This window comes from Ruminococcus sp. AM26-12LB (assembly GCF_003480785.1).
GTDB classification, from domain to species: Bacteria; Bacillota; Clostridia; order Lachnospirales; family Lachnospiraceae; genus Blautia_A; species Blautia_A fusiformis.
Map to the genome: position 1 here is coordinate 123,177 of NZ_QUJX01000010.1, position 21,263 is coordinate 144,439.

25 protein-coding genes are annotated in these 21,263 nt (G+C 32.6%); 22 read left to right on the forward strand and 3 right to left on the reverse strand.

The genetic code is table 11. The features are described 5' to 3' along the window. Positions 1-134: 134 nt before the first annotated feature. From DW694_RS09315 to DW694_RS09370, 14 genes are all read left to right on the forward strand, one after another. Entirely contained in the window at positions 135-1,169 is a 1,035-nt protein-coding gene (locus DW694_RS09315; RefSeq protein WP_117689863.1) for a radical SAM protein, read from the forward strand. Next, positions 1,162-2,205: a S8 family serine peptidase gene (locus tag DW694_RS09320; protein WP_286186971.1), complete on the forward strand. Its 1,044-nt coding sequence runs from the start codon at positions 1,162-1,164 to the stop codon at positions 2,203-2,205. The genes DW694_RS09315 and DW694_RS09320 overlap by 8 nt, the downstream gene beginning before the upstream one ends. Beyond that, positions 2,162-3,103, forward strand: a complete 942-nt coding sequence (locus tag DW694_RS09325; protein ID WP_177506161.1) for an ABC transporter ATP-binding protein — start codon at positions 2,162-2,164, stop codon at positions 3,101-3,103. The genes DW694_RS09320 and DW694_RS09325 overlap by 44 nt, the downstream gene beginning before the upstream one ends. Positions 3,104-3,108: 5 nt before the next feature. Beyond that, positions 3,109-3,735 (forward strand): ABC transporter ATP-binding protein, encoded by a 627-nt coding sequence (locus DW694_RS09330; protein ID WP_147343034.1) that lies wholly within the window; start codon positions 3,109-3,111, stop codon positions 3,733-3,735. A gap of 15 nt (positions 3,736-3,750) precedes the next feature. Beyond that, positions 3,751-4,956 carry a radical SAM protein gene (locus DW694_RS09335; RefSeq protein WP_117854538.1) on the forward strand — a complete coding sequence of 402 codons (1,206 nt, stop codon included), beginning with the start codon at positions 3,751-3,753 and terminating at the stop codon, positions 4,954-4,956. Positions 4,957-4,958: 2 nt separating this feature from the next. Beyond that, positions 4,959-5,663 (forward strand): hypothetical protein, encoded by a 705-nt coding sequence (locus tag DW694_RS09340; protein WP_055173335.1) that lies wholly within the window; start codon positions 4,959-4,961, stop codon positions 5,661-5,663. A gap of 85 nt (positions 5,664-5,748) precedes the next feature. Next, complete coding sequence (locus DW694_RS09345) at positions 5,749-6,417, forward strand: ABC transporter ATP-binding protein (RefSeq protein ID WP_055173337.1); 669 nt, start codon at positions 5,749-5,751, stop codon at positions 6,415-6,417. A gap of 20 nt (positions 6,418-6,437) precedes the next feature. Then, positions 6,438-9,008 carry an ABC transporter permease gene (locus DW694_RS09350; RefSeq protein WP_182465492.1) on the forward strand — a complete coding sequence of 857 codons (2,571 nt, stop codon included), beginning with the start codon at positions 6,438-6,440 and terminating at the stop codon, positions 9,006-9,008. 201 nt (positions 9,009-9,209) lie between these two features. Next, complete coding sequence (locus tag DW694_RS16930; RefSeq protein ID WP_158555574.1) at positions 9,210-9,347, forward strand: hypothetical protein; 138 nt, start codon at positions 9,210-9,212, stop codon at positions 9,345-9,347. Positions 9,348-9,355: 8 nt separating this feature from the next. After that, complete coding sequence (locus DW694_RS16935; RefSeq protein WP_158555573.1) at positions 9,356-9,493, forward strand: hypothetical protein; 138 nt, start codon at positions 9,356-9,358, stop codon at positions 9,491-9,493. Positions 9,494-9,587: 94 nt separating this feature from the next. Beyond that, positions 9,588-10,244 carry a hypothetical protein gene (locus tag DW694_RS09355; protein ID WP_118752887.1) on the forward strand — a complete coding sequence of 219 codons (657 nt, stop codon included), beginning with the start codon at positions 9,588-9,590 and terminating at the stop codon, positions 10,242-10,244. 107 nt (positions 10,245-10,351) lie between these two features. Next, a complete protein-coding gene (locus DW694_RS09360; protein ID WP_117689875.1) occupies positions 10,352-10,627 on the forward strand; it encodes a hypothetical protein in 276 nt (91 codons plus the stop codon). 96 nt (positions 10,628-10,723) lie between these two features. Then, complete coding sequence (locus DW694_RS09365) at positions 10,724-11,056, forward strand: winged helix-turn-helix domain-containing protein (protein WP_117983727.1); 333 nt, start codon at positions 10,724-10,726, stop codon at positions 11,054-11,056. Positions 11,057-11,115: 59 nt separating this feature from the next. Then, a complete protein-coding gene (locus DW694_RS09370; protein ID WP_118752888.1) occupies positions 11,116-11,613 on the forward strand; it encodes a hypothetical protein in 498 nt (165 codons plus the stop codon). Between the two features lie 502 nt (positions 11,614-12,115). On the opposite strand, the gene DW694_RS09375 is transcribed toward DW694_RS09370, so the two are convergent. Continuing rightward, positions 12,116-12,769 carry a 4'-phosphopantetheinyl transferase superfamily protein gene (locus DW694_RS09375; protein WP_118486010.1) on the reverse strand — a complete coding sequence of 218 codons (654 nt, stop codon included), beginning with the start codon at positions 12,767-12,769 and terminating at the stop codon, positions 12,116-12,118. 255 nt (positions 12,770-13,024) lie between these two features. Here DW694_RS09375 and DW694_RS09380 point away from each other — a divergent pair, with 255 nt between their 5' ends. Genes DW694_RS09380 through accD form a run of 3 tightly spaced genes read left to right on the forward strand, consistent with a single transcriptional unit; the run spans position 13,025 to position 16,472 of the window. Beyond that, the gene (locus tag DW694_RS09380) at positions 13,025-13,441 is read left to right on the forward strand and encodes a biotin/lipoyl-containing protein (RefSeq protein ID WP_118486011.1); all 417 of its coding nucleotides are present in this window, start codon (positions 13,025-13,027) and stop codon (positions 13,439-13,441) included. Positions 13,442-13,452: 11 nt separating this feature from the next. Next, complete coding sequence (accC, locus tag DW694_RS09385) at positions 13,453-14,793, forward strand: acetyl-CoA carboxylase biotin carboxylase subunit (RefSeq protein WP_118486012.1); 1,341 nt, start codon at positions 13,453-13,455, stop codon at positions 14,791-14,793. 23 nt (positions 14,794-14,816) lie between these two features. Next, a complete protein-coding gene (accD, locus tag DW694_RS09390; protein ID WP_118486013.1) occupies positions 14,817-16,472 on the forward strand; it encodes an acetyl-CoA carboxylase, carboxyltransferase subunit beta in 1,656 nt (551 codons plus the stop codon). A 47-nt stretch (positions 16,473-16,519) separates the two neighbouring features. Here accD and DW694_RS09395 read toward each other — a convergent pair whose 3' ends face one another. After that, entirely contained in the window at positions 16,520-16,867 is a 348-nt protein-coding gene (locus DW694_RS09395) for a helix-turn-helix transcriptional regulator (RefSeq protein WP_025578786.1), read from the reverse strand. 234 nt (positions 16,868-17,101) lie between these two features. Here DW694_RS09395 and DW694_RS09400 point away from each other — a divergent pair, with 234 nt between their 5' ends. The 4 genes from DW694_RS09400 to DW694_RS09410 all read left to right on the forward strand — a co-directional run bounded on the left by DW694_RS09400 (position 17,102) and on the right by DW694_RS09410 (position 19,725). Beyond that, positions 17,102-17,842, forward strand: a complete 741-nt coding sequence (locus DW694_RS09400) for a LytTR family DNA-binding domain-containing protein (RefSeq protein WP_072448091.1) — start codon at positions 17,102-17,104, stop codon at positions 17,840-17,842. Continuing rightward, positions 17,820-19,121, forward strand: a complete 1,302-nt coding sequence (locus tag DW694_RS09405; protein ID WP_118752890.1) for a sensor histidine kinase — start codon at positions 17,820-17,822, stop codon at positions 19,119-19,121. The genes DW694_RS09400 and DW694_RS09405 overlap by 23 nt, the downstream gene beginning before the upstream one ends. Before the next feature lie 84 nt (positions 19,122-19,205). Further along, a complete protein-coding gene (locus DW694_RS16940; protein WP_159430639.1) occupies positions 19,206-19,367 on the forward strand; it encodes a hypothetical protein in 162 nt (53 codons plus the stop codon). A gap of 31 nt (positions 19,368-19,398) precedes the next feature. Then, positions 19,399-19,725, forward strand: a complete 327-nt coding sequence (locus DW694_RS09410; RefSeq protein ID WP_117983938.1) for a carboxymuconolactone decarboxylase family protein — start codon at positions 19,399-19,401, stop codon at positions 19,723-19,725. Positions 19,726-19,955: 230 nt separating this feature from the next. On the opposite strand, the gene DW694_RS09415 is transcribed toward DW694_RS09410, so the two are convergent. Beyond that, positions 19,956-20,480, reverse strand: a complete 525-nt coding sequence (locus tag DW694_RS09415; protein ID WP_016289315.1) for a PadR family transcriptional regulator — start codon at positions 20,478-20,480, stop codon at positions 19,956-19,958. A 134-nt stretch (positions 20,481-20,614) separates the two neighbouring features. Here DW694_RS09415 and DW694_RS09420 point away from each other — a divergent pair. Further along, the coding region (locus tag DW694_RS09420; RefSeq protein WP_147420729.1) for a hypothetical protein at positions 20,615-21,263 on the forward strand (649 nt) is incomplete at its 3' end.

Here is a 21,263-nt window from a genome sequence, read left to right on the forward strand (position 1 = left end):
ACCAGGAAAATTTAATGTCTGTCCCTGTAGGTTTTCCTGCAGGGACACTTTTGCATTTGTACATATTTTTTCTAGTGTAATAATTTGGTAAGATTTTGTAAGTATACTAATCCCATAAGAAAGGGGGAAACCGTATGAATATTACATTCTGGGTAACCGAAAGATGCAATTTAGCTTGTAAATACTGCTATGTACATAAGCAGCCTAAAACAATGACATTGGAAACCGCAGAACAGACAATCAAATATTTTACTAATAAATTTGATGAAACTGTTGCAGCAGGAAAACGGATTAATGTAGCTTTACATGGTGGTGAGCCATTACTGAATTTTGATGTTATTCGGTATATTGTAGAAACCTTAAAAGAGCGATATGATGGTCATATCATTTTTACAATGACAACAAATGGAACAGTGTTTGAAAAGGATATTTACGATTTTATAAAGGGTAAGGTACAGATTTCTGTAAGCATTGATGGAAATAGGAAAACAAATGATACAAACCGTATTTATCCAAATGGTGAATCTTCCTTTGATAAAGTAGTGAAAACCTTAAAGTTTTTAAAAGAGCAAGGTGAATACATCCGGGTCAGAATGACTGTCAATAAGGAAACCCTTCCGGCTATGGCTGAAAATTATATTTATCTGGATCAGATGAATATGGGAGTAGTAACTTTTGCATTAGATGCCGGAGCTGCATGGAACCAACAAGATATGCAGATATATTATGAAAACTACGAAAAAATCATGGATTACATGATAGAAAAAGATAAAAAAGCAGCGCAGTATTTATTATTTAATATTAAAGAGGCAACCTTCAGAAGACGTACTGGCTGTGACGGTGGAACAAATACATTCCATATATCTGCGGATGGTGGAATTTACCCATGCGCATTAGCTGCTGATAAAGTGGATTATTGGCTAGGAGATGTTTGGAAAGGATTACAGCCGGAAAAATTAGAGGCTCTCCATAAGATTAACGAAATTCCAGTGACAGGGTGCGGAGATTGTACATTTAAGCAGAATTGTTCCAGCCAGGTATGTAAACTGATTAATAAAGCATATACCGGAGATTACTACACTGTTTCTGCTTTCCAGTGCAATGAAAGAGATATTGTTTATCGGATTTATAAAAAGTATAAATATATATTGGAGGGATTCCATGTATAGTCCCAAAGTGGCAGTTGTAGACTCCGGTGTAGATACACAAAATCAGGAAATCATGGAGCATGTAATTCAAGGATTTTCTTTTCAAAAGAGTGCAGAAGAAGATGGAGTTATTGAAGAGAAAAATTTTGATGATGTTTTTGGTCATGGAACCAACTGCATTGATTGTATCTTACAATTTGCAGAGCAGGCACAATTTTATCCTATAAAAATTGTAAATGAATTAGGAAAAACGACCAGTTCTTTACTGCTTGCTGCGCTGGAAAAGTGCAGGGAACTACCGGTAGATCTTATCTGTTTAAGCCTTTCCGTAACACAAATGCTTAATTCTACTATGGAAAAGGAATTGAGGGATATTTGTAATGACCTGGAAAAACAGGGAAAGATTATCTGTGCTTCGGAATGTAATAATGCAAAGGATACCATACCGGCAATTTATAAAAGTGTGATTGGTGTTGGAGAATTATTACCAGATGCAAAGAAAAAAGTTCTTGTAGACAGGGCGGCAAGCGTTCAGGTTCTGGCGGATATTTCCCCGATATTTGTTGCAGGAAAATCCGGACGATATAATTTTTTTAAGGGAACTTCAAAGGGAAATGCTTATGTGGCAGGTATTCTGGCCAGAGCTATGCAAACAGCACCGAATATAAAAAGCATACAGGAGGCATTAAACATACTGGAAAAGACAGATGATCCTTTAGAAGAAATTGATTTAGAGTATGTAGGAAAGCTCCAGACTGATGAAGTGGGACAGATGATTTTGGAAAAAGTACATAGGAGATTGTTAGAGTTTGGCTGCACATCTTCCCTTGATGAAATCAGCAGGTATCCATTTCTTTCCCAAATTACAGGAGTGAATTTCTTTAATTTTTACGATTTTATCAGCGGGATATATAGGGAATTAAAAATCACGAAGTTGGAGTATCATACCATAAAAGTAGGTGATGTTTGTACCTTGTATAATCTGGTTGAACATTTAAGAAGGAATGTGTGTTATGAAGAAAAAGAATGTTGTTTTGGAGCAGATACGAAAGTATAAATGGGGTTATCTGTTTGGGATTATATTGGTAGCTATGGACGCTATAGTGACCTATATTTATCCTCAGTTAATTACCAATATTCTGGATAAGGCGGTTCCGGCAAAAAATCCAGGAGCTGTGATTTCCAATGTTGCATATATGGCTATATGCCAGCTTGTATCTATTACAGTAGCATTGGCATTGAGCTATCTGTTTTGCAAAATGTCAAATGGTTTTATTGTTAAAATCAAGTTATTGTTGATACAAGCAATGTTTCAGGTTGATGGGAAGGAAATAGAGAAGAAATCAAATCTATTTATGACCAGTATGAATGCAGATGTTAATAATATAGAAATGTTATCTTCCCGTATGCTTTCTGATTTGCTGATACAAATTGTGACTGTGATTATTACAGCGGTAATCTTAATACAGATTAATCCGGTTATCTTTTGGTTTATGCTTTTGATTTATCCGATTCTTATTGCTATCCAGATTTTCTTTAACAAAAAAATCATGGGGCAGTCCAGAAAAGTAATGGGAAAAATGGATATTGGGAATGGTTTGATTAAGGAATTTGTAAGTAATCTTTATGAGTATCTGGCTTTAAATGGAAGAAATTATTATATAGATAAGTTTTGCAGGAATGAAACTTCTTTGCGAAATGAAATCCTAAAGCAAAATATGTTAATGGCCTATAATCGTTCAGTACCGCAGCTCATTAGTACCGCTACTTTTTTGATTGTATTGGCGATCAGTGGTGTTATGGTGATTAACGGACAGGTACAGTTTGGAGAGCTGACAGTAATTATTATGTACACACAAAGAATGTTTAATCCGTTGTCCTCAATCATGCTTGTAATTGGACAGTTCCAGAAGGCAAAAGTATCAATGGATCGAATTAATGAGATTGTAGGGTGAAGCAAATGGATATATCAAAAATCGAAATAAAAGATGTAAATTTCAGTTATAAAGATGTAAAAGTATATAGAAAAAATTTGAATATGTGTCTTGAGAAGGGCTCTATTTATCTGATTAAAGGGAAAAATGGTTCAGGAAAAAGTACACTGGCTGGTATCCTGTTAAAAATCTGGAATGACTTTTCAGGAACGATATTATTAGATGGGAAAAGCATTACTAATTTTTCCAGGGAAATACTTACAGAAACAATAGGAATTTGTTTTCAAAAGCCGCCGATTTTTCGTGACACCATAAGAAATAACATTGCTCTAAACGACCCTATTCCAGTAGAAAAGTATATTTCCTTATTATCATTTTATAAAGATTTGGAAGAAATGGGGCGTACATTAGAGTCGGAACTTATTGATACTGGAAGTGTTTCAGGTGGGCAGGCGCAGAAAATAGGTATTATCCGGACAGTGTGTAGGGAACGTTCTGTATATATTTTTGACGAACCTACATCAAACCTGGATAGTGTTTCTAAAAAAGAATTTTATGATATGATAGAACACTTGAAACAGAAGAGTATTATTATTTTATTTTCGCATGAAGCGGATGCAGAAAAAAATGCAGACTTTATCATTGAATTGTAAAGGAGGGAACCGGATATGTATATGAGAAGTCCAAATGCAAAAGTTTTAGTACGTGAAGAAAGAGTTGTTTTATGTAACACCAGAAATGGAGGCTTTGTAAAAACCTCAGAGGCTTATTTTCAGTATCTTGAAAAATATCTGGAAGAGAACAATGGGGAGTTTACCATTGAGGAAGAAGATGCTGTGGTAAAGAAAAATGCCTATAAGTTATTTCAGGAACTGTGCCGGATTCATTTTTATATTTCGGAAGAACAGATGAAAAATGAGATAATCTATCCGTATCAGATCGTATATCTTTCTTTGACCAATAGGTGTAATTTAAGATGTAAACATTGTGTAGCATCTGCTTGTATAGAAGAAGTAGACCACATGAATACGGAAGACTGGAAAAAGGCAATCAACCAGGTATTAATTTTAAACCCAAAAGAAATCAACTTAACCGGAGGGGAACCGTTAATTCGTCCTGATTTTTGTGAGATATTGGAATATTTAAGGGGAAATTATAAAGGTGTAATTACCTTGTCTACAAATGCGTTACTGTTGAATGACCGGCTTATGGAAATCATTAAAAAGAATGTTGATGGTGTTTCCGTCAGTCTTGATGGTTTTGATTCCTATAGCTGTACAAAAGTGCGAGGAGAAGGGATTTATGACCGGGTGATTGCTGGGATCAAAAAATTAAAAGAAGCTGGAATGGAAAAAGTATCTGTTTCCATGTTGGAAACAAAATATACCTATGGACATAATCAGGACTTTTATAAATTATGTGAAGAGTTAGATGTAAAACCATTGATCCGAAGATTTGCTCCTTCAGGAAGAGGAGAAGAGAACCAAAGAGAATTGCTTCCATCAATGGAATATATAGAGAAATTGGAAAAGCAGCATTTAAGCTGTGCATTATGTCAGCCTGGTAAAAAGGAGTTAAATATCAGTGAAAACGGAGATGTATATCCTTGTGCTCCACTTAGCAATTTAGAAAATCTTTTTATGGGAAATCTGCTGGAAACACCGATTACAGAAATTATTGAGAACCCGGCATGGAAAGAGGAATTGGAAAAGTTAAGACCTTGGAGAATGGAAAAATGTAAGGACTGTGATGTGAACCTGTTTTGCCATTCTTGTATCAATTTTACTCTGGGAATGCAGAGTGATGAGGAAATCTTCCAGAAGTTTTGTGAAAAACAAAAAGGACATTTAGAAAAATTATTATGGGGGAATTAGTTATGAAGAATAGAAAAAGACTTTTAAAAACAGTAGGGTTATTAACAGCAGCTACAGTGATGACCGTATCTTTCAATGCAGAAAGTGTTCTTGCTTACTCAACAGGGGAAGAGGCTGCTATCGCAGTTTCAGAGGAAGATCCATACGAAAATGTTACGAAAATCAATTTGAAGGATATGTTTAACCAGAACCAGGAGGATTACTACGTTTATTTTTACATGGTTCAGTGTCCGTTTTGTAATCAGGTGAAAGATAAAATACTGAATTTTGCGGCAGAAAATGATAATGTATATTTTGTAGATTATGCTTTAAGAGAAAACCGTCCTTTACAGAAATATAATTGGGCGGCAACGCGATCCAAATATAACAAAAAGATAGGATATGTGGATAGTGATGGAAACAAGGTATTTTTACCAGGCGAATCGGAAGAAAAATATCAAAATATGAAGAATGATTATGGAAAACGTATGCGCTTCAATTTTGTAACCATTACTCCAGAGGATATTCTGGCATTCCCTGGTTCACAGGTAGGGGATATCTATACGGATATTCAGACACCAGAAATTGATTATGCTTCTATTACAAAATACGAAGATATGTTAATTGCAGGAGTTCCGGCTTTATATCGAATTACAAATGGAAAAATTACAGAATTTTATTTTGACTCTGTAGAAATAGAGGAGTTTTTCAATAGCATGGGAAGGTGAGATTATGGATATAAAGGAAATCTTAAACCCTATATGGTTATGGATTTATAAAAACTAAAAATTCTAGGATGGAGGAAGTAACAGCATGACTATACTTGAAACGAAGGAATTGAAAAAATATTATGATTCCGGTGAATATATTACAAAAGCTTTAGATGGGGTTTCTTTAGAGATAGAAGAAGGTGAATTTGTTGCTATTGTTGGTGCTTCGGGGAGTGGAAAATCCACATTATTAAATATGATTGGTGGATTAGACATACCAACTTCTGGGAGTGTTTTAGTAAAAGGCAAAAAAATAGGACAATTAAATGAAGAAGAGCTAACGGTTTTTCGCAGAAGGAACATTGGCTTTGTTTTTCAAAATTATAATTTAATTCCAACATTAAATGTTTATGAAAATATTGTCTTTCCAGTGGAATTAGACGGAAATGATATAGATAAAGATTTTTTGAACAAAATTGTAACAATTTTGGGCATTGATAAAAAATTGGAGAATCTTCCTGGAAATCTATCAGGTGGGCAACAACAGAGGGTTGCAATTGCCAGAGCTTTGATTACAAAACCGGCTATCATCTTGGCTGACGAACCGACAGGAAATCTTGACACACAATCAAGTCTTGAAGTAATGGGCTTATTGAAACAAACAAGTGAGCGATTTTGTCAGACTATTGTGATGATTACGCATAATATGAATTTGGCTCAAATGACGGATAGAATTATTAGAATTCAGGACGGGAAAATTATAGACGCATAATGGGAGGGCATGAGTTGTATTTGACTAGAAATAAAAAGTGTATCTTTAATCTTGCAAAAAAGAATTTTGGAAAAAGTAAAACACGAAATATAATTACTATTTTGGCAATTATACTAACCACTATGCTATTTACTTCTATGTTAACAATTTGTACTGGAACATATCAATCAATACAGACTACTATGCAGATGCAAAAGGGAAGTAAAGCAGACGGAGATATAAGATATTTAACAAAAAATGAGTTTGAGCAGTTGCAGGAAAATAGCAACATAAAAGTTAGTGGTTGTCGAAGACCGATAGGATTTGCAAGTAATACAAAGAATCATAATGTTGAAATTGATTATATGGATCAAATAGAGCAAGAATTAACTTTTAATAGGCCAACGCATGGGAAAGCACCGCAAAAGGCTAATGAGATTGCTACTACAGATAAAGCATTAGAAAGTTTAGGAGTAACACCCAAAGTAGGAGAAAAGGTCAGGATAGAATTTGATTTAAGAGGAGAGCATTATGTTTATGAAATGACCGTTTCAGGATGGTGGGAAGCTAGAAATTCACAAGTTAGTGTATTGATAGTGTCAGAGGAGTTTATGAATAAAAATGAATCTTTGTTTCCCTATACATACGACGAGGACATGGAATATGCTGGAACGTATTTCTCAGAGGTGATTTTTGAATCTAAAAAGAATGTGGAGCAACAAATAAATGAGATCATTGAAGGTTTTAACGAGCAAAAAGGAAAAGATGTTGTATCTGGTGCAGTGAATTCAATTACAAATCCACAATTGGATTTTTCTGTGATTGGCGCAGTGATTATCTTTATAGTTTTATTTATTTTGGCAGGTTACTTGCTTATTAATAACATTTATTCTATTTCGGCTATGCAGGATATAAAAAATTATGGATTACTTAAAACTATTGGTACGACGCAATCTCAGATTGCATTGCTTGTTAAAATCCAGACATTGTGGTTACTTGTGCTGGGAATACCGATTGGTTTAGTTACAGGGTATTTTATTGGTAAATCTATTTTACCGTTTGCAGTGAATACTATTGCAAGTGAATATTTAAGAACAGAAATAGTGATAGCACCAAATCCGCTGATTTTTGTTGTGGCAACGATATTTACGATTGTAACGGTTAAAATAAGTATTGGTAAACCATTACGTACTATATCTAAAATTTCCCCATTGGTAGCTATAAGGGAAACGGGAATAAGAAAAAATAAGAAAAAGAAAAAAACGCATAAATTTAGCATAATTAAAATGGCAAATGATAATTTTAGAAGAAACAAAAAAAGAAGTATTTTTATTGTTATATCTATTGCATTATGTTGTGTGTTTTTTAATTCAGTTTTTATTCTGGCAAATAGTATTAGTATAGAAAAAGGGGTTGGCTTACAAAGCGCTGCGGATATTGAAATTGGAAGTGGTAATCTATTTAATAATTTAAAAGGTTATACACGACATAGTGATGGTTTAGAACCCCAAGTAATAGATAGCATTAAGGCAAACTTTAAAATTAATGCGGAAGGGATTATATATAAAAATACATTAGATGATTTAAACGTTACATTTGATTATAATGCACCAATACAAGATGAAATCATATCTGAAAATGGAGTGAAGATGGTAGCTACAGAAAATGGGCGTGTAATACTGGGAAATAATAATTTTCCAATTTGTAATGTCTATGGAATAGATGAAAATGTTTACCAGAGAATGAATTTAGTAGACTCTATTGCAGGTATAGAGCAGAATAGTATTTTTCATAAAATGGAGCAAGAGAATTTCTTGATAGAAGCATTGCCAGTTTCACGTACTTCAAAAGATACGAGAAAATTTCAATGCAATTTAGGTGATAAAATAAAGGCTTTTGTTGATGGTGAGGAAAAACTTTATACGGTTATTGCACATGCGTATGTTAGCCCGACAGAATATGAGGCTCCTAATATGACGACAGGTATAAATATTGTTGGAGGAGATGCACCGATGTTCTACCTTTCCTCAAAATCATTTGTAGATTTATATCAAAATCCAACAATCATGAATTATACATTCAATGTCGATGAAAAAAATATGAAACAAATTTCATCGGAGATTGAAGTATTCGTTGAAAATTTTGAAGGAAAAGTTGGATTTAATTCTGCTGAGTTGATAAAACAGGATATGGAAAGTATGAAAAATACAATTTATGCAGTGGGAATTGTTGTTAGTTGTATTATTGGAATTTCAGGTCTTATCAATTTTTTGAATTTAACAATTGCAAATATTTTGAGTCGGAGAAGAGAATTTGCCATAATGGAAAGTGTGGGAATGAGCAAAAAACAGATTAAAGTTTTGATAACAGGAGAAAGTCTGCTATATTCTGTTTATGCAGCTCTTTTAGGCTTAGTGTGTTCGTTAGTATCGGGATTTTTATTGATTGGTCCGATTTGTAAAGATACATGGTTTATGCATTTTGATATGGTAATATGGCCAGCTATTCTTATAGGTGGAATTATTGTTATACTAACAATATTTTTACCTAAATTATTATATAAGGTATTTAGCAAAGGCAGTATTGTAGAAAAACTTAGAATTGAGGGATAGGATATTTAAGTTTATTAAATATAAAATTACTTGGAAAGGAGGCGAAAGAGTATGAGGATTTTAGAGCAAGTAATACAGGAAGAAACATTCGACATCGAAGTGCAGTATTGCGATCCAGACGAGTGCCTACATGATTGCATACACTCAGGGGTCAATAACTGTGATGCGATTATTACCGGTTGGAGATAAAGGAGAGTCATTATGAAGGAATTAGAAAAAATGGTACAGGAAGAAACATTTGAAATTGAAGTACAGTATTGTGATCCTGATGATTGTCTGCATGATTGCATACACTCAGGGGTCAATAACTGTGATGCGATTATTACCGGTTGGAGATAGGAGTTATTATGGAGAAATTAAAAAGAACAGTACAGGAAGAAATATTTGAAATTGAAGTACAGTACTGTGATCCTGATGACTGTTTACACGATTGTATGGAGAGTGGATACAATAACTGTACAGCAGTAGTAACTAGCTGGTGGTAAAACTTGCAAATACAGACAAAGGCAGTTTAGAAAAAGGCACTAGGTAAGAATTTTCTGTTATCTAGTGCCTTTTTAATACAAAGGGAGAGAAACTATGTATCCATTTCTAGTTGAAAATATGGCAGATGAGGAAGCCTATATACAAAATTTAAACATTGAGGTAAATTCCAAAGAAGTTTGCTATTTTATGTGTGGGGAAAATTTTGGACGGATACTTTTTGAAATCTTTTGCGGATATAAAAAACCAAAAACAGGAGAGATATTTGTATGTAATAAAGACGGGCTTGATTTGGACGAAAATAGTCGTTCTCTTTTAAACAGGCGCTTGTTTGGAATAGCGGCAGAAGAGTTTCCGCTGATTGAATTTATGACGGTTGAAGAAAACATTTCTATGCCAAGTCTGTTAGATGGAGATAAATCCAATATAGAGGAATTGGTTAAGGCTTTTGACATAGGCCACTTATTACAAAAATATCCTTCGGATCTTAATCATAGAGAAAAAATGAGATGTATCTGTGCGCGTGCCTTTTCTGGAGGCAGAAAGGTTGTTGTGATATTCGATTTATTCAAAAGAATGCAAGAGCAGAGTAAGGCAGATCTTGCAATACTTGCTTATCATGCAGCAAAAAGTTTGGGGATAGCTGCTCTTTACATAAGTGAAGATTTAGACGAAAATTATGGCGCCTATGATCTTATATACAAATACCGACCTGAGAAAAAGGAATTTTCTATTATTGATTATCGCGCATGAATGGAACTGTAGAAATGGAATGTGATAGAGAATGTAGACTGCTGTTAAATGATTTGAATGGTATTCTTTCTGAACAATGTTTGGAACAAAGAGTTAGGTGCAGGTATTTGAATAATCCGGTGCAGGAGTTGGCAGAGTGTATCAATCAACTACTGGATATTTGTGAGAGGGCAGTAACAAGGACACTGGATATAGAAAATGATTATCGTACTATGCGGGCGGAACTGCAGAGCAATATCCGAAATCCGCTAAGCTGCATAAAAACAAGTTGTTTTCTGATCAATTCACTTGCAGAAAAGGAAAATATCCAGTCTGAAAAGCTCCGGGAGTATCTTCAAATTATGGAAAAGGCAGCGGAGGATATAGAGAGTGCATTAAAATAACTGATAATTGAAGAAGTACTGGGCGGGGAATTTTCGTCCAGTATTTCTTTCTGGAATGAGAAAAGTTGAATTTACAAATTAAGAGGAGGCATACACATGAAGTATGTTTTTCCAGAATATAAAGAGAATGTAGTGTTGGGTAACGGGAAATTACAGTTAAATCCAATGTCTTATCAGGTTATCTACGAAGGAAAGGACATAGACCTGACACCCAGGGAATTTGAAGTTTTGTACCTACTGGCTTTAAAACCAAACTGGGTTGTAATACCAAAGACAAATATTTATCACTCTGTATGGGGGATTCATTATCATGATGATCAGATACCATATAGAACAGTAGAATATGTGATATGGAAGATAAGAAAAAAGATGGGATATGATATTATTGAAACGTTGGTCAATGTGGGGTATAGACTGAAGAAGTTATAATTTTCTGGAGATATAATTGATATGAAACGGTATGTTATTACGAATGGAGGACATATTACATGAATAAAAATAAGAAAAGTGCGAAACAGTATCACCAATCTATAATTACTGCTTTAGAGAAAAAAGTAAATGATATGAAAGACTCCGCTTATTCAGGATTGTATAGCGAAATAGCGTTTATCATTGGAATAGCAGTTATCATGATAGATACTTTTTTTCCGTCGGAGAAAACGGAAGCTAATTGTGTCTTGAAAATAATACTGATAGCTATATCTGTATTCTATATGTTCTATTTCGCCAGAAAAGTGAAAACAGTGAATGAAGTGGAAGAAGAGAAAAAGTTTTGGCCGAACTTTTTTATTCAATGGGCAACAGGGTTAGGGTATATAAACATGCCTGTAGCTGTGATCGCTATTTTGGTAACATTTGATAAGGTCAAAGCATGGACATTATTTATGATGGGAGTTGCTGTAATTTTGACCGGTTTGACTTTAATAGACGCCCTTGTAAAAACTTCTAAAATTTTAAAAAAAGAAAATGTTGGTAAGCGGAAATAAGATTGACTAAAAAAAATGAGGTAAAAGGTGTATTGGATATGATTCACACCTTTTACCTTTTAAATTGCGTAATTATTTTTTTAGTGATAAACATTACATCATGATTATTCCGAAAGAAGGCGGTTTTGCGAAGCATCTACAGGAGATTGGCGACTGATTAAAAGCAGCAACAGTTTCCGCAGCAGGAGTGCAAGGTATTCTTCATTTTTATTTGAAAACCGGGGTTGAAAGCCCAAGGACGTTTAACCAGGCGTTTTAACAGAAATATGGGGGGAACACCTAGCAAATATCGGAGAATATGTTTTGAAAACGGAATATGGAAAATTAGATAAAACTATGGGAACTATAACTTATGGATAGAGAAAAATAGAGCAGATATGAAAGGGACATATCTACTTTTACTATAGGGATTAATTAAAGGTATAGATTTTTAAAAGGTTCATAATAAAGGTTAGACAGATTTGCAGGAAATAGAATTTTTACATATCCTGTTAATCTATTTTTATATGGGTATAAAATAATTTTGGACTTCTGTTTCAGACAATTTTATTAAGGTGCGTTCAGATACATTTTTTCCACAAATACAATACATATAATTATCTTCTTGCCAAGTGTAAAATAATTTGGATAAATCAGGGGTTAGAGAATTGCATTGGATCATAGCACCAGTAAGCCCGATTCCGAGCATTTTATAATAGGATTCTTTTTGTGTCCACATTTTGTAAAATCTAAAAATTCGTTCCATATCTGAGGCATTGTTAATGTATTGAATTTCCTGTTGATTGAAAATGAGATTCATAATATCAAATGGTGGATAAGATATTTTTTCCACATCAGCTCCAACTGGAGAATTAGCTGATATACAACTGATTATAGAACCATTCGAATGAGAAATGCTAAAGTCATATTTAGGATTAGATAATAATAGTGGCTTATGATTTGAAGAATAGTAAAAACATAATTCGGTATGATTCAAACCAGATATAACGCTTAATCCGATACGAGTAATAAGAGCGGAATAAAGAGAAAGCTTTTTGTCAAGTACATGAAAATATTGATTTATTTTTTTTCTTCGTTCTTTGGAAACAAATTGCATTAAATCAGAATCTATATTTTTCCATTCGAGAGAAATAGTTGATAAATATAACACTAGCATGAGTAAATCCTCCTAAGTATAATAATGAGAAGTTTACCATAGGAACATAAAAATTTCAAATGTAAAATGGGCATTTTGTAAGGAGATTTTTGTGTAATAAAGACAAAAATATGCAAGTAAATCCAAAATCGTCTATAAGAATATAAAATATGCTATGTTAAAAAAACAGTATAAAAGATAGGGTAAGAAAAGGGAATATTCTATCTAAATCTAATAATCTTATTCTTATAATATTATGTGATATGGAGGCAAGGAATGAAAATCGAAGACATTGTACAGTTATTAGAAAATGTATACAAATATAATATATCAGAACTTAGTATAAAAAGTGAAAATGAGAAGGTTATCATCAAAAATGACACTGATGATAAGGTAGTTGATACTGTGAGAGTTGTAACTGAAAAAACAGAGGGTGAAAGTAAAAATAAAAGTGATGAAGAAAATATTATAAAATCACCCTTAGTGGGGCGTTTTTATGCGGCTCCTTCTGTTGGAAGTGATAATTATGTTAAGGTGGGAGACAAAGTAGAAGAGGGACAAACACTTGCTATCATCGAAGCAATGAAATTAATGAATGAAATTAAGAGTGAATATAGCGGAACTGTTAAAAGCATATTAGTAGAAAATGAAGAACTGGTGGAGTATGGACAGCCCTTATTTGTTTTAGTTTGAAAGGAGTTTTTATGTTTGAAAAAATACTGATTGCTAATAGAGGAGAAATAGCTGTACGAATTATAAAAGCATGTAAAGAGATGGGAATTAAGTCTGTAGCTATATATTCAGAGGCAGATAAAGACGCTTTACATACAAAAATGGCAGATGAGGCGATATGTATAGGACCTGCACCGTCAGGAGATAGTTATCTCAATATGGAAAATATTATTAGTGCAGCTGTAGGAACAGGATCCCAGGCAATTCACCCAGGTTTTGGATTTTTATCAGAAAATAGTCTTTTTGCGGAAAAGTGCAAAGTATGTAATATTACATTCATTGGTCCAACATCAGAAGTGATTTGTAAAATGGGAAATAAAGTTGAAGCACGTAATATGATGAGAAATGCGGGAGTTCCGATTATATCAGGAAGCTGGACTCCCGTTTTTGGTGTGTGTGAAGCAAAAAAAGTGGCATTAGAGCTTGGATTTCCAATTATGATAAAGGCTGCAGCAGGTGGTGGTGGAAAAGGTATGAGAATATCCAATACAGAAGATGATTTTAATGAAAACTTTGTAACAGCCCAGATGGAAGCTAATAGTTCGTTTAGAGATGGAACAATGTATTTAGAGAGGTATATAGAAGCACCAAATCATATAGAATTTCAAATACTTGCAGATAAATATGGAAATGTTATACAGTTGGGAGAAAGAGATTGCTCTATTCAAAGGCATCATCAGAAAATTATTGAAGAAGCTCCTAGCCCCAAAATATCGGCAAAATTAAGAAAAGAAATGGGAAATATAGCGATCAAAGTGGCAAAAACTGTAAACTACGAAGGTGCAGGTACAGTAGAATTTTTGCTTGATAAATTCGGAAAATATTATTTTATTGAGATGAATACACGTATTCAAGTAGAACATGGAGTTACAGAGATGATATCTAATGTTGACATTGTTAAGGAACAGATAAAAATTGCTGCGGGATATTCGCTTGAGTTTAAGCAAGAAGATATCTTACTGCAGGGTCATGCTATCGAATGTAGACTTAATGCGGAAAATCCGAAGAAGGGGTTTGTCCCATGTCCTGGGAAAATTAATAATGTTTATTTTCCAAGCGGTAATGGTGTTCGAATTGATACTGCATTATTTAATGGTTGTAGTGTTTCACCTTTTTATGATTCTATGCTTGCAAAAATTATAGTGTATGATTCAGAACGAAAAACGGCTATTAGAAAAATGAAAAGTGTTTTAAAAAAAATAAAAATAGACGGAATTATAACTAATTTAGAATTTCAAAATGCCATTCTAAATCATTGTGATTTTGAAGAAGGTAATTTTACAACGGACTTTATTGTAGATAAGTTTAGTTGATAAGAAATAAGAGGAATGAAATTATGAACGAGAAAGATAATCGAACAGATAGAAATAAAGAAAATATACCAGCAGTACCACCTGGAATGTGGATTAAGTGTACGAAATGTGGAAAATTGATTTATAGAAAAGAGTTAGAAAAAAATAAATTTATTTGTATGAAATGTGGAAAATATTTTAGAATGCCTTCGGAAAATAGAATTTTGGATATTATAGATGAAGGATCATTTGTTGAACTGTTTACAGATGTATTGGATAAAAATCCAATTGATTTTCCAGGATATAGTGAAAAAAAAGAGATAATTAAAAAGGAAACTAATCTAGAGGAAGCTGTTATTACAGGAAAAGCGTCAATAGGGCATATAGAGGTTATGCTTGGTGTATGTGATACAAGATATCTGATGGGAAGTATGGGGTATATTGTAGGCGAGAAAATAACAAAATTATTCGAAAATGCAACCAAAGCCCAGCTACCAGTTATTATGATTAATTGTTCAGGAGGCGCACGTATGCAAGAAGGCATCATATCCTTGATGCAAATGGCAAAGACAGTAGATTCGGTAAAACAACATTCAGATGCGGGGTTATTGTATATATCAGTTTTGACAGATCCGACAACCGGTGGGGTGGCAGCTAGTTTTGCTATGTTAGGTGATGTGATATTGGCTGAACCAAATTCATTAATTGGGTTTGCGGGTCCACGAGTAATTGAACAAACTACAAAACAGAAGTTGCCTGTAGGATTTCAAACCTCAGAATTTTTATATGAACATGGATTCCTTGATATGATTGTTATAAGAAGAGAATTAAAGGAACGTATCTATGAAATTCTTAAAGCTCACCAAAAGCCAAAGGTTATAGAAAGAAAACGTAAAACAATTTCTGCGTGTACTTTTTGTGATTATAAGGACAGTTGGAAAAAAGTACAATTATCAAGAAAAATAGATAGACCGACGACAGTAGACTATATCACCCATGTATTTGAAAGATTTATAGAATTTCATGGAGACGGTGAAACCGGAGAGGATCAAGCAATAATTGGAGGTATAGCCTTTTTAGATAATATTCCAGTTACAGTTATAGGACATCAAAAGGGAAAAACGACAGAAGAAAGAATTATTAGAAATTTCGGAATGGCACACCCTGAAGGATATAGAAAAGCAATTCGTCTTATGAAAGAAGCGGAGAAATTTAGAAGACCAATTATAACATTCATAGATACACCTGGTGCAGCATGTGGAGTTGAGGCTGAAAAAAGAGGAGAAGCATCTGCAATAGCAAAATGTATATATGAAATGTTCAATTTAAAAGTACCGATTTTGAGTATACTTATAGGCGAAGGTGGGAGTGGAGGAGCTTTAGGTTTAGCTGTTGCAAATGAGGTTTGGGCTATGGAAAATTCTACATATTCAATACTTTCTCCAGAAGGTTTCGCTTCTATTTTATGGAAAAATGAAAAACGTGCAAAAGAGGCAGCAAACCTTATGAAAATGACGGCAAAAGATTTATTAGATTTAGGAGTGATTGAGAAAATATTACCAGAAGGGAATGAAGCATCAGAGTTCAAAGTAATTACAGATTTTCTACAAGTTCAAATTCTTGATTTTATATATAATATGTCCCTTAAAAATGAAGATGAAATAGTGGCTTCAAGAGAAACAAGATTTAGAAGTTTTTAGATAGAATTGATAAAGACTGAAGCGAAAAAAACTTCAGTCTTTATTGATTATTTTAAGTTGCGATTATGTAAAGAGATAAGTGTATTTTTTACTAGGTCATGTATAAAGCATATTTCTTTAGTTGAACAGTTTTTTAAAAGTAGAGAAATTTCTGTTTCATATACATTTGATGCTTGATTAATGCAGTCACATAATAATTCATCGGCAGATACATCAAGAGCATTTGCAATAGAAATAAAGGTTGTTAAACTTAGTTTGGTACAGCCTGTTTCAATATGCGAAATGTGTGTTGTTCCAACATCTGCTTTTTCTGCCAAAGCTTCTTGGGTAAGATTCTGGGATAGGCGTTTTTCACGAATACGTTTACCTAGGTTTACAAAATTGTTATCTTTCATAATTGCACCTCCATGATTATATGTGTATTGTATGTGCAATCAAAATATTTCTTAATAACCTATATGTGCATATAGACTAAATAATGATAGTTTTAAGATGTTTAGAGAGTGTATGAAATAAAGCACATGGAATATATATTATTTAATCGGATTGCACTAATAAGATATGTAAACTATTTGGTAGAATCGCTAAAATCATGTTCACAGAAAGAAAAAAAGGCAGAGGTGATAAATATGCCAAGAATAGCAATTGTAGATGATCAGGAAGAGTATTTAGAAGAAATTTGTAATTTAATAGAGAAGTTTTATTTTAAAAATGGAATTCCATACGTTGTGAATACTTTTTCAAATGCACAGTTGTTACTATACGAAATGGAAGAAAAATTGTATTTTGATATTTATCTATTAGATATTGAAATGCCTGGGATAAACGGACTATCTTTAGCTGAAAAAATACGTTCTATGGATGATGCAGGATATATTGTGTTTATCACGTCACATTTAAAATTTTTAATAAATGGATATGATTATTTTGCATATCAGTTTATCCCTAAAAATAATTTGAAAAAGAAGTTGATATCGACATTAGAATCATTACAAAAAAGGCTGGATATTGAAGAAGAAAAGTTTTATCAAATATGTACTAATCATAGATATGAGAAAATTTTATATAAAGATATCTATTATGTGTATAAAGATGAAAAATATGCGATTTTTGTTACCCAAAACGGAAATATACCTATACGAGAAACCTTGAAGAACATTTATAAAGATTTAGAACAAAAAGAATTTATTTTTATAGATAGAGGATACATTGTTAACGTCGTACATATTATGAGTTTATATAAAAATACTATTTACTTGCGTAATAGTAAAAATCTTAAAATTAGTAGAACATATACTGAAGAGGTAAAAAAGAGAATTCACACTTATTGGAAGGAACACACAACAAATGGAAGAGATATACATACTTAATGTACTCCAATATTTACTAGGATATTTTGAGATTTATATGTGTTTTGAGATACTCCGAAAAGTTTATAAAAAGGAAAATACAAAGATAAAACAATGTTTTGAAATATTGATTTGTATAAGTTTGGCAGTAATAGAAGCTATTAATCGTAGCTTTCGATTATATTCTATTTTATTAATTGCTGTTGTTATAATCGTAATAAGTATAACGTTCTCATTGATTTATAAAATCAAATTACGATATACATTGCTTCATACCTCATTGTATTGTTTGAGTTTAGAATTATTAGATCTATTTATCATATTTACAATGGGAATAGTGTTACATAAAGAGGATTTGGGGATTGTTATAGGAAGACAAAACAGTATATCCAGAATATTGGCATTGTTTTTGGGAAGAGCTTTAATGTTTCTAATTTCCTTAGCCATAGTGAGGTATAAAGAACTTATAGATAAAAACCGCATAGGATCACTCGTGTTGATTTTGTTATCGGAAATTATCGGAGTTATATATTTTCAATCAGTGTATGCAGGCGATTCTATTCCTGATTTAGCAAAAGGATATTATATGTATTTCGTTATCATTATTTTAGCGATAATGTTTTTTGCTATATATTCGATTTATCGAAGCGCGTTGGAAGAAAGTAAAATTATTAAATTGAGAAATCGAATGTTGGAACGTAATTATGAAGATCTTAAAGTATATTATAATGATTCTCGAACTTTATTTCATGATTATAGAGCCCATATTACTTTGTTGCAAAAATATTTGGAAGAAAATCAAATAGATAAAGCCTGTTTATATCTCAATAGTATTAATAAACCACTTGCAGAATTGGAAAAGAAAATTTATACAGGAAATGCAGTTATTGATCTGGTAATGAATTATAAATTATCAGAACTAAAAGAAAAGGATATTAAAATAGAATATGATATTATGCCAATCGATTTTGGCAACTACCATTTTGAAGAAAGTGATATATTTGTTATTTTATACAACTTGTTCGATAATGCTATAGAAGCTTGTGAAAATATCTACACAAGAGAAAAATGGATTTATTTATCATTAAGGCTTATTAATAATATGTTTATGCTTTGTATACAAAACAGCTACGAAATCGAGCCTAAATACGAAAATGGAGAACTTCTAACTATAAAAACAGATAAGCATTTTCATGGAATTGGTATGAAGAGTGTGAAGAAAATTGTTGAAAAATATGAAGGACAGTTAGAATATGATAATAAGCAAAATATATTTGAAGTTAGCATAACCCTTTTCTGAAGGTCAAAAAATTGTAAGTTAAGACATAATACTGACAAAATCTAAAAATATGGTATTATTTTAATAATCAAAGGAGGAGAAAAAATGAAAACATGTTCAGAAAGAAATGAGCAGCGGATAAATAGTTTACAATTATCAGAAAGTTTGGAAGACGAAATAAAGGAACTTGATGGAAAGAATGTAGAAGCAGGAGATGTTATTTTTACTACAGATACATCTTCATTTCTTACAATAGTTTGCTGCTAAAATATTTTTAAATAAAAGGAGAGATATTAATATGGAAAATGAATTTACCGGTTTTAATTGTTTTATGGAAGAAAGTAGCGAAGTAGGTAAGGCATATATTGACATGATTTTGCAGCAGGAAAAGGCAAGTGCATTGGATAATAAAACACGTGAATTAGCGTATATTGCCGTGCTTGCAGCTACAGGAATTATGGGTGGTTTGCTTTATCATGTACAATCTGCTAAAAAGTTAGGCGCAAGTCGTGATGAGGTAAAGAGTGCAATACTGGTGGGATTACCGGCTGTCGGATTGACCATTATTGATCCGTTGGAAGCCGCTCTTAAAGTCTTTGACGGAAAATCAGACCAAATCCTTTGATTAAAAAGAAGAAGAGCCTATCACATAGTGATAGCTCTTCTTCTTTTGTTTCTATAGAATTTTAAAAGTTTTAAGATATACGAAAAATTGCCCATCTTGTTTCTGTGAAGGTTATTCAATAAAATGGATCCGGGACAGTAAAAACATATGGTAAGGTTGAGGATTATTCTTAGAATTAAGTAAGTGACAAATGGGAGAAGGTTTGTGGTTTCTTCCTGGAATATTTGTTTTTAAAAGACGTTTGGTAAAGTGGCAATCCAATTTTCAATTGCTTGGACTAATATAAGTTGCTGTTGTAGAACGGCCATACCTGCAGTTGGAATTTCAGGTTTTTGCTCTTTGGAATTAATATTATCTTCTAAATATGCTTTCAGTATTTCAATGTTATTTTTTATATCAGAAAGGCATTTTTTTTGCTTATCAGGAGAAAGATTATTTATATTTACTATTACTGCATTAAAATCCAGAAAGATGTGAATTGGTTTAGAAGAAATATCAAGCATTAACTTCTCAAATTCTTTCTCCCCTGTATCTGTTAAAGTATAAATAGCCTTTTCTGGCATTTTTCCTTCTTTAATCGTAGTTCCTTTTATAAGGCCTTTTTCCTCTAATTGAAGAACTTTTTTATATATAGAAGGGGTACTAATTTTTACCCATTTGGATATATTACGATATTCTACAAGTTTTTGAATATCATAAGCGCTTAAAGCTGATGTCTTTAACATACCTAATACAATTAAATCAATGGTTGCCATGCTGACCTCCTATCCTTGACATATACTATATATTATAGTAGTATAGTTATTGGTTTGGTTATAAATTATACTACTATAATTTTACGGTGTCAATACAAATAGAAAATAACAAATGATTTATTGGGTGAATATAAATGAGAGAACGCTATTTATTTGAAAGAAAATATATAAGAAAAGATAATGAGTTGAAAATTCCTTCTAAATGGGAAAAATTAATAGGAGAAGATACAGTTAAGATACTTTGCAAAGAGTATAAAGAGATTTCTTCTTTTTTTTCTGAAAATACTCAATATTATGAACAGGAAGCTCCCTCAAATGTTGAGTATATGGAAATTTTAGAAATGTATTTAGCAGGGAGTTATAAAAGCGAAATCATTATAGAAAATACAATGAAAGATAAATTGTTTTTTACATTTTATATACCATTTTTTAAACTAGCCCGATATTATTCAAGAAGAAAATATGGAGATATTTTAGAAAAATATTTTTCTAAAGGAATTTATGAGGAGTTATATTCGGCCTTAGCTTGCGTGGCAACCAGGGTTTTAGTTAATGAAATACAGTTTCTTGAAAATAAATTGGTAGGAAAGAACGCAAATGAAAAATATTCTGCATATGTTAAAATGTATTTAAGTAATGATGAATATATAGAGGAGCTTTTTCAGTTTTACCCTCTGTTATTAAGATGTATTTTAGAGAAAATTTGTAGTGTCGTAGAGTTTTATCATCAATTGATTGCAAATTACGCTCAAACGGAATGCCAGTTCCGCTACTGCGGAACGG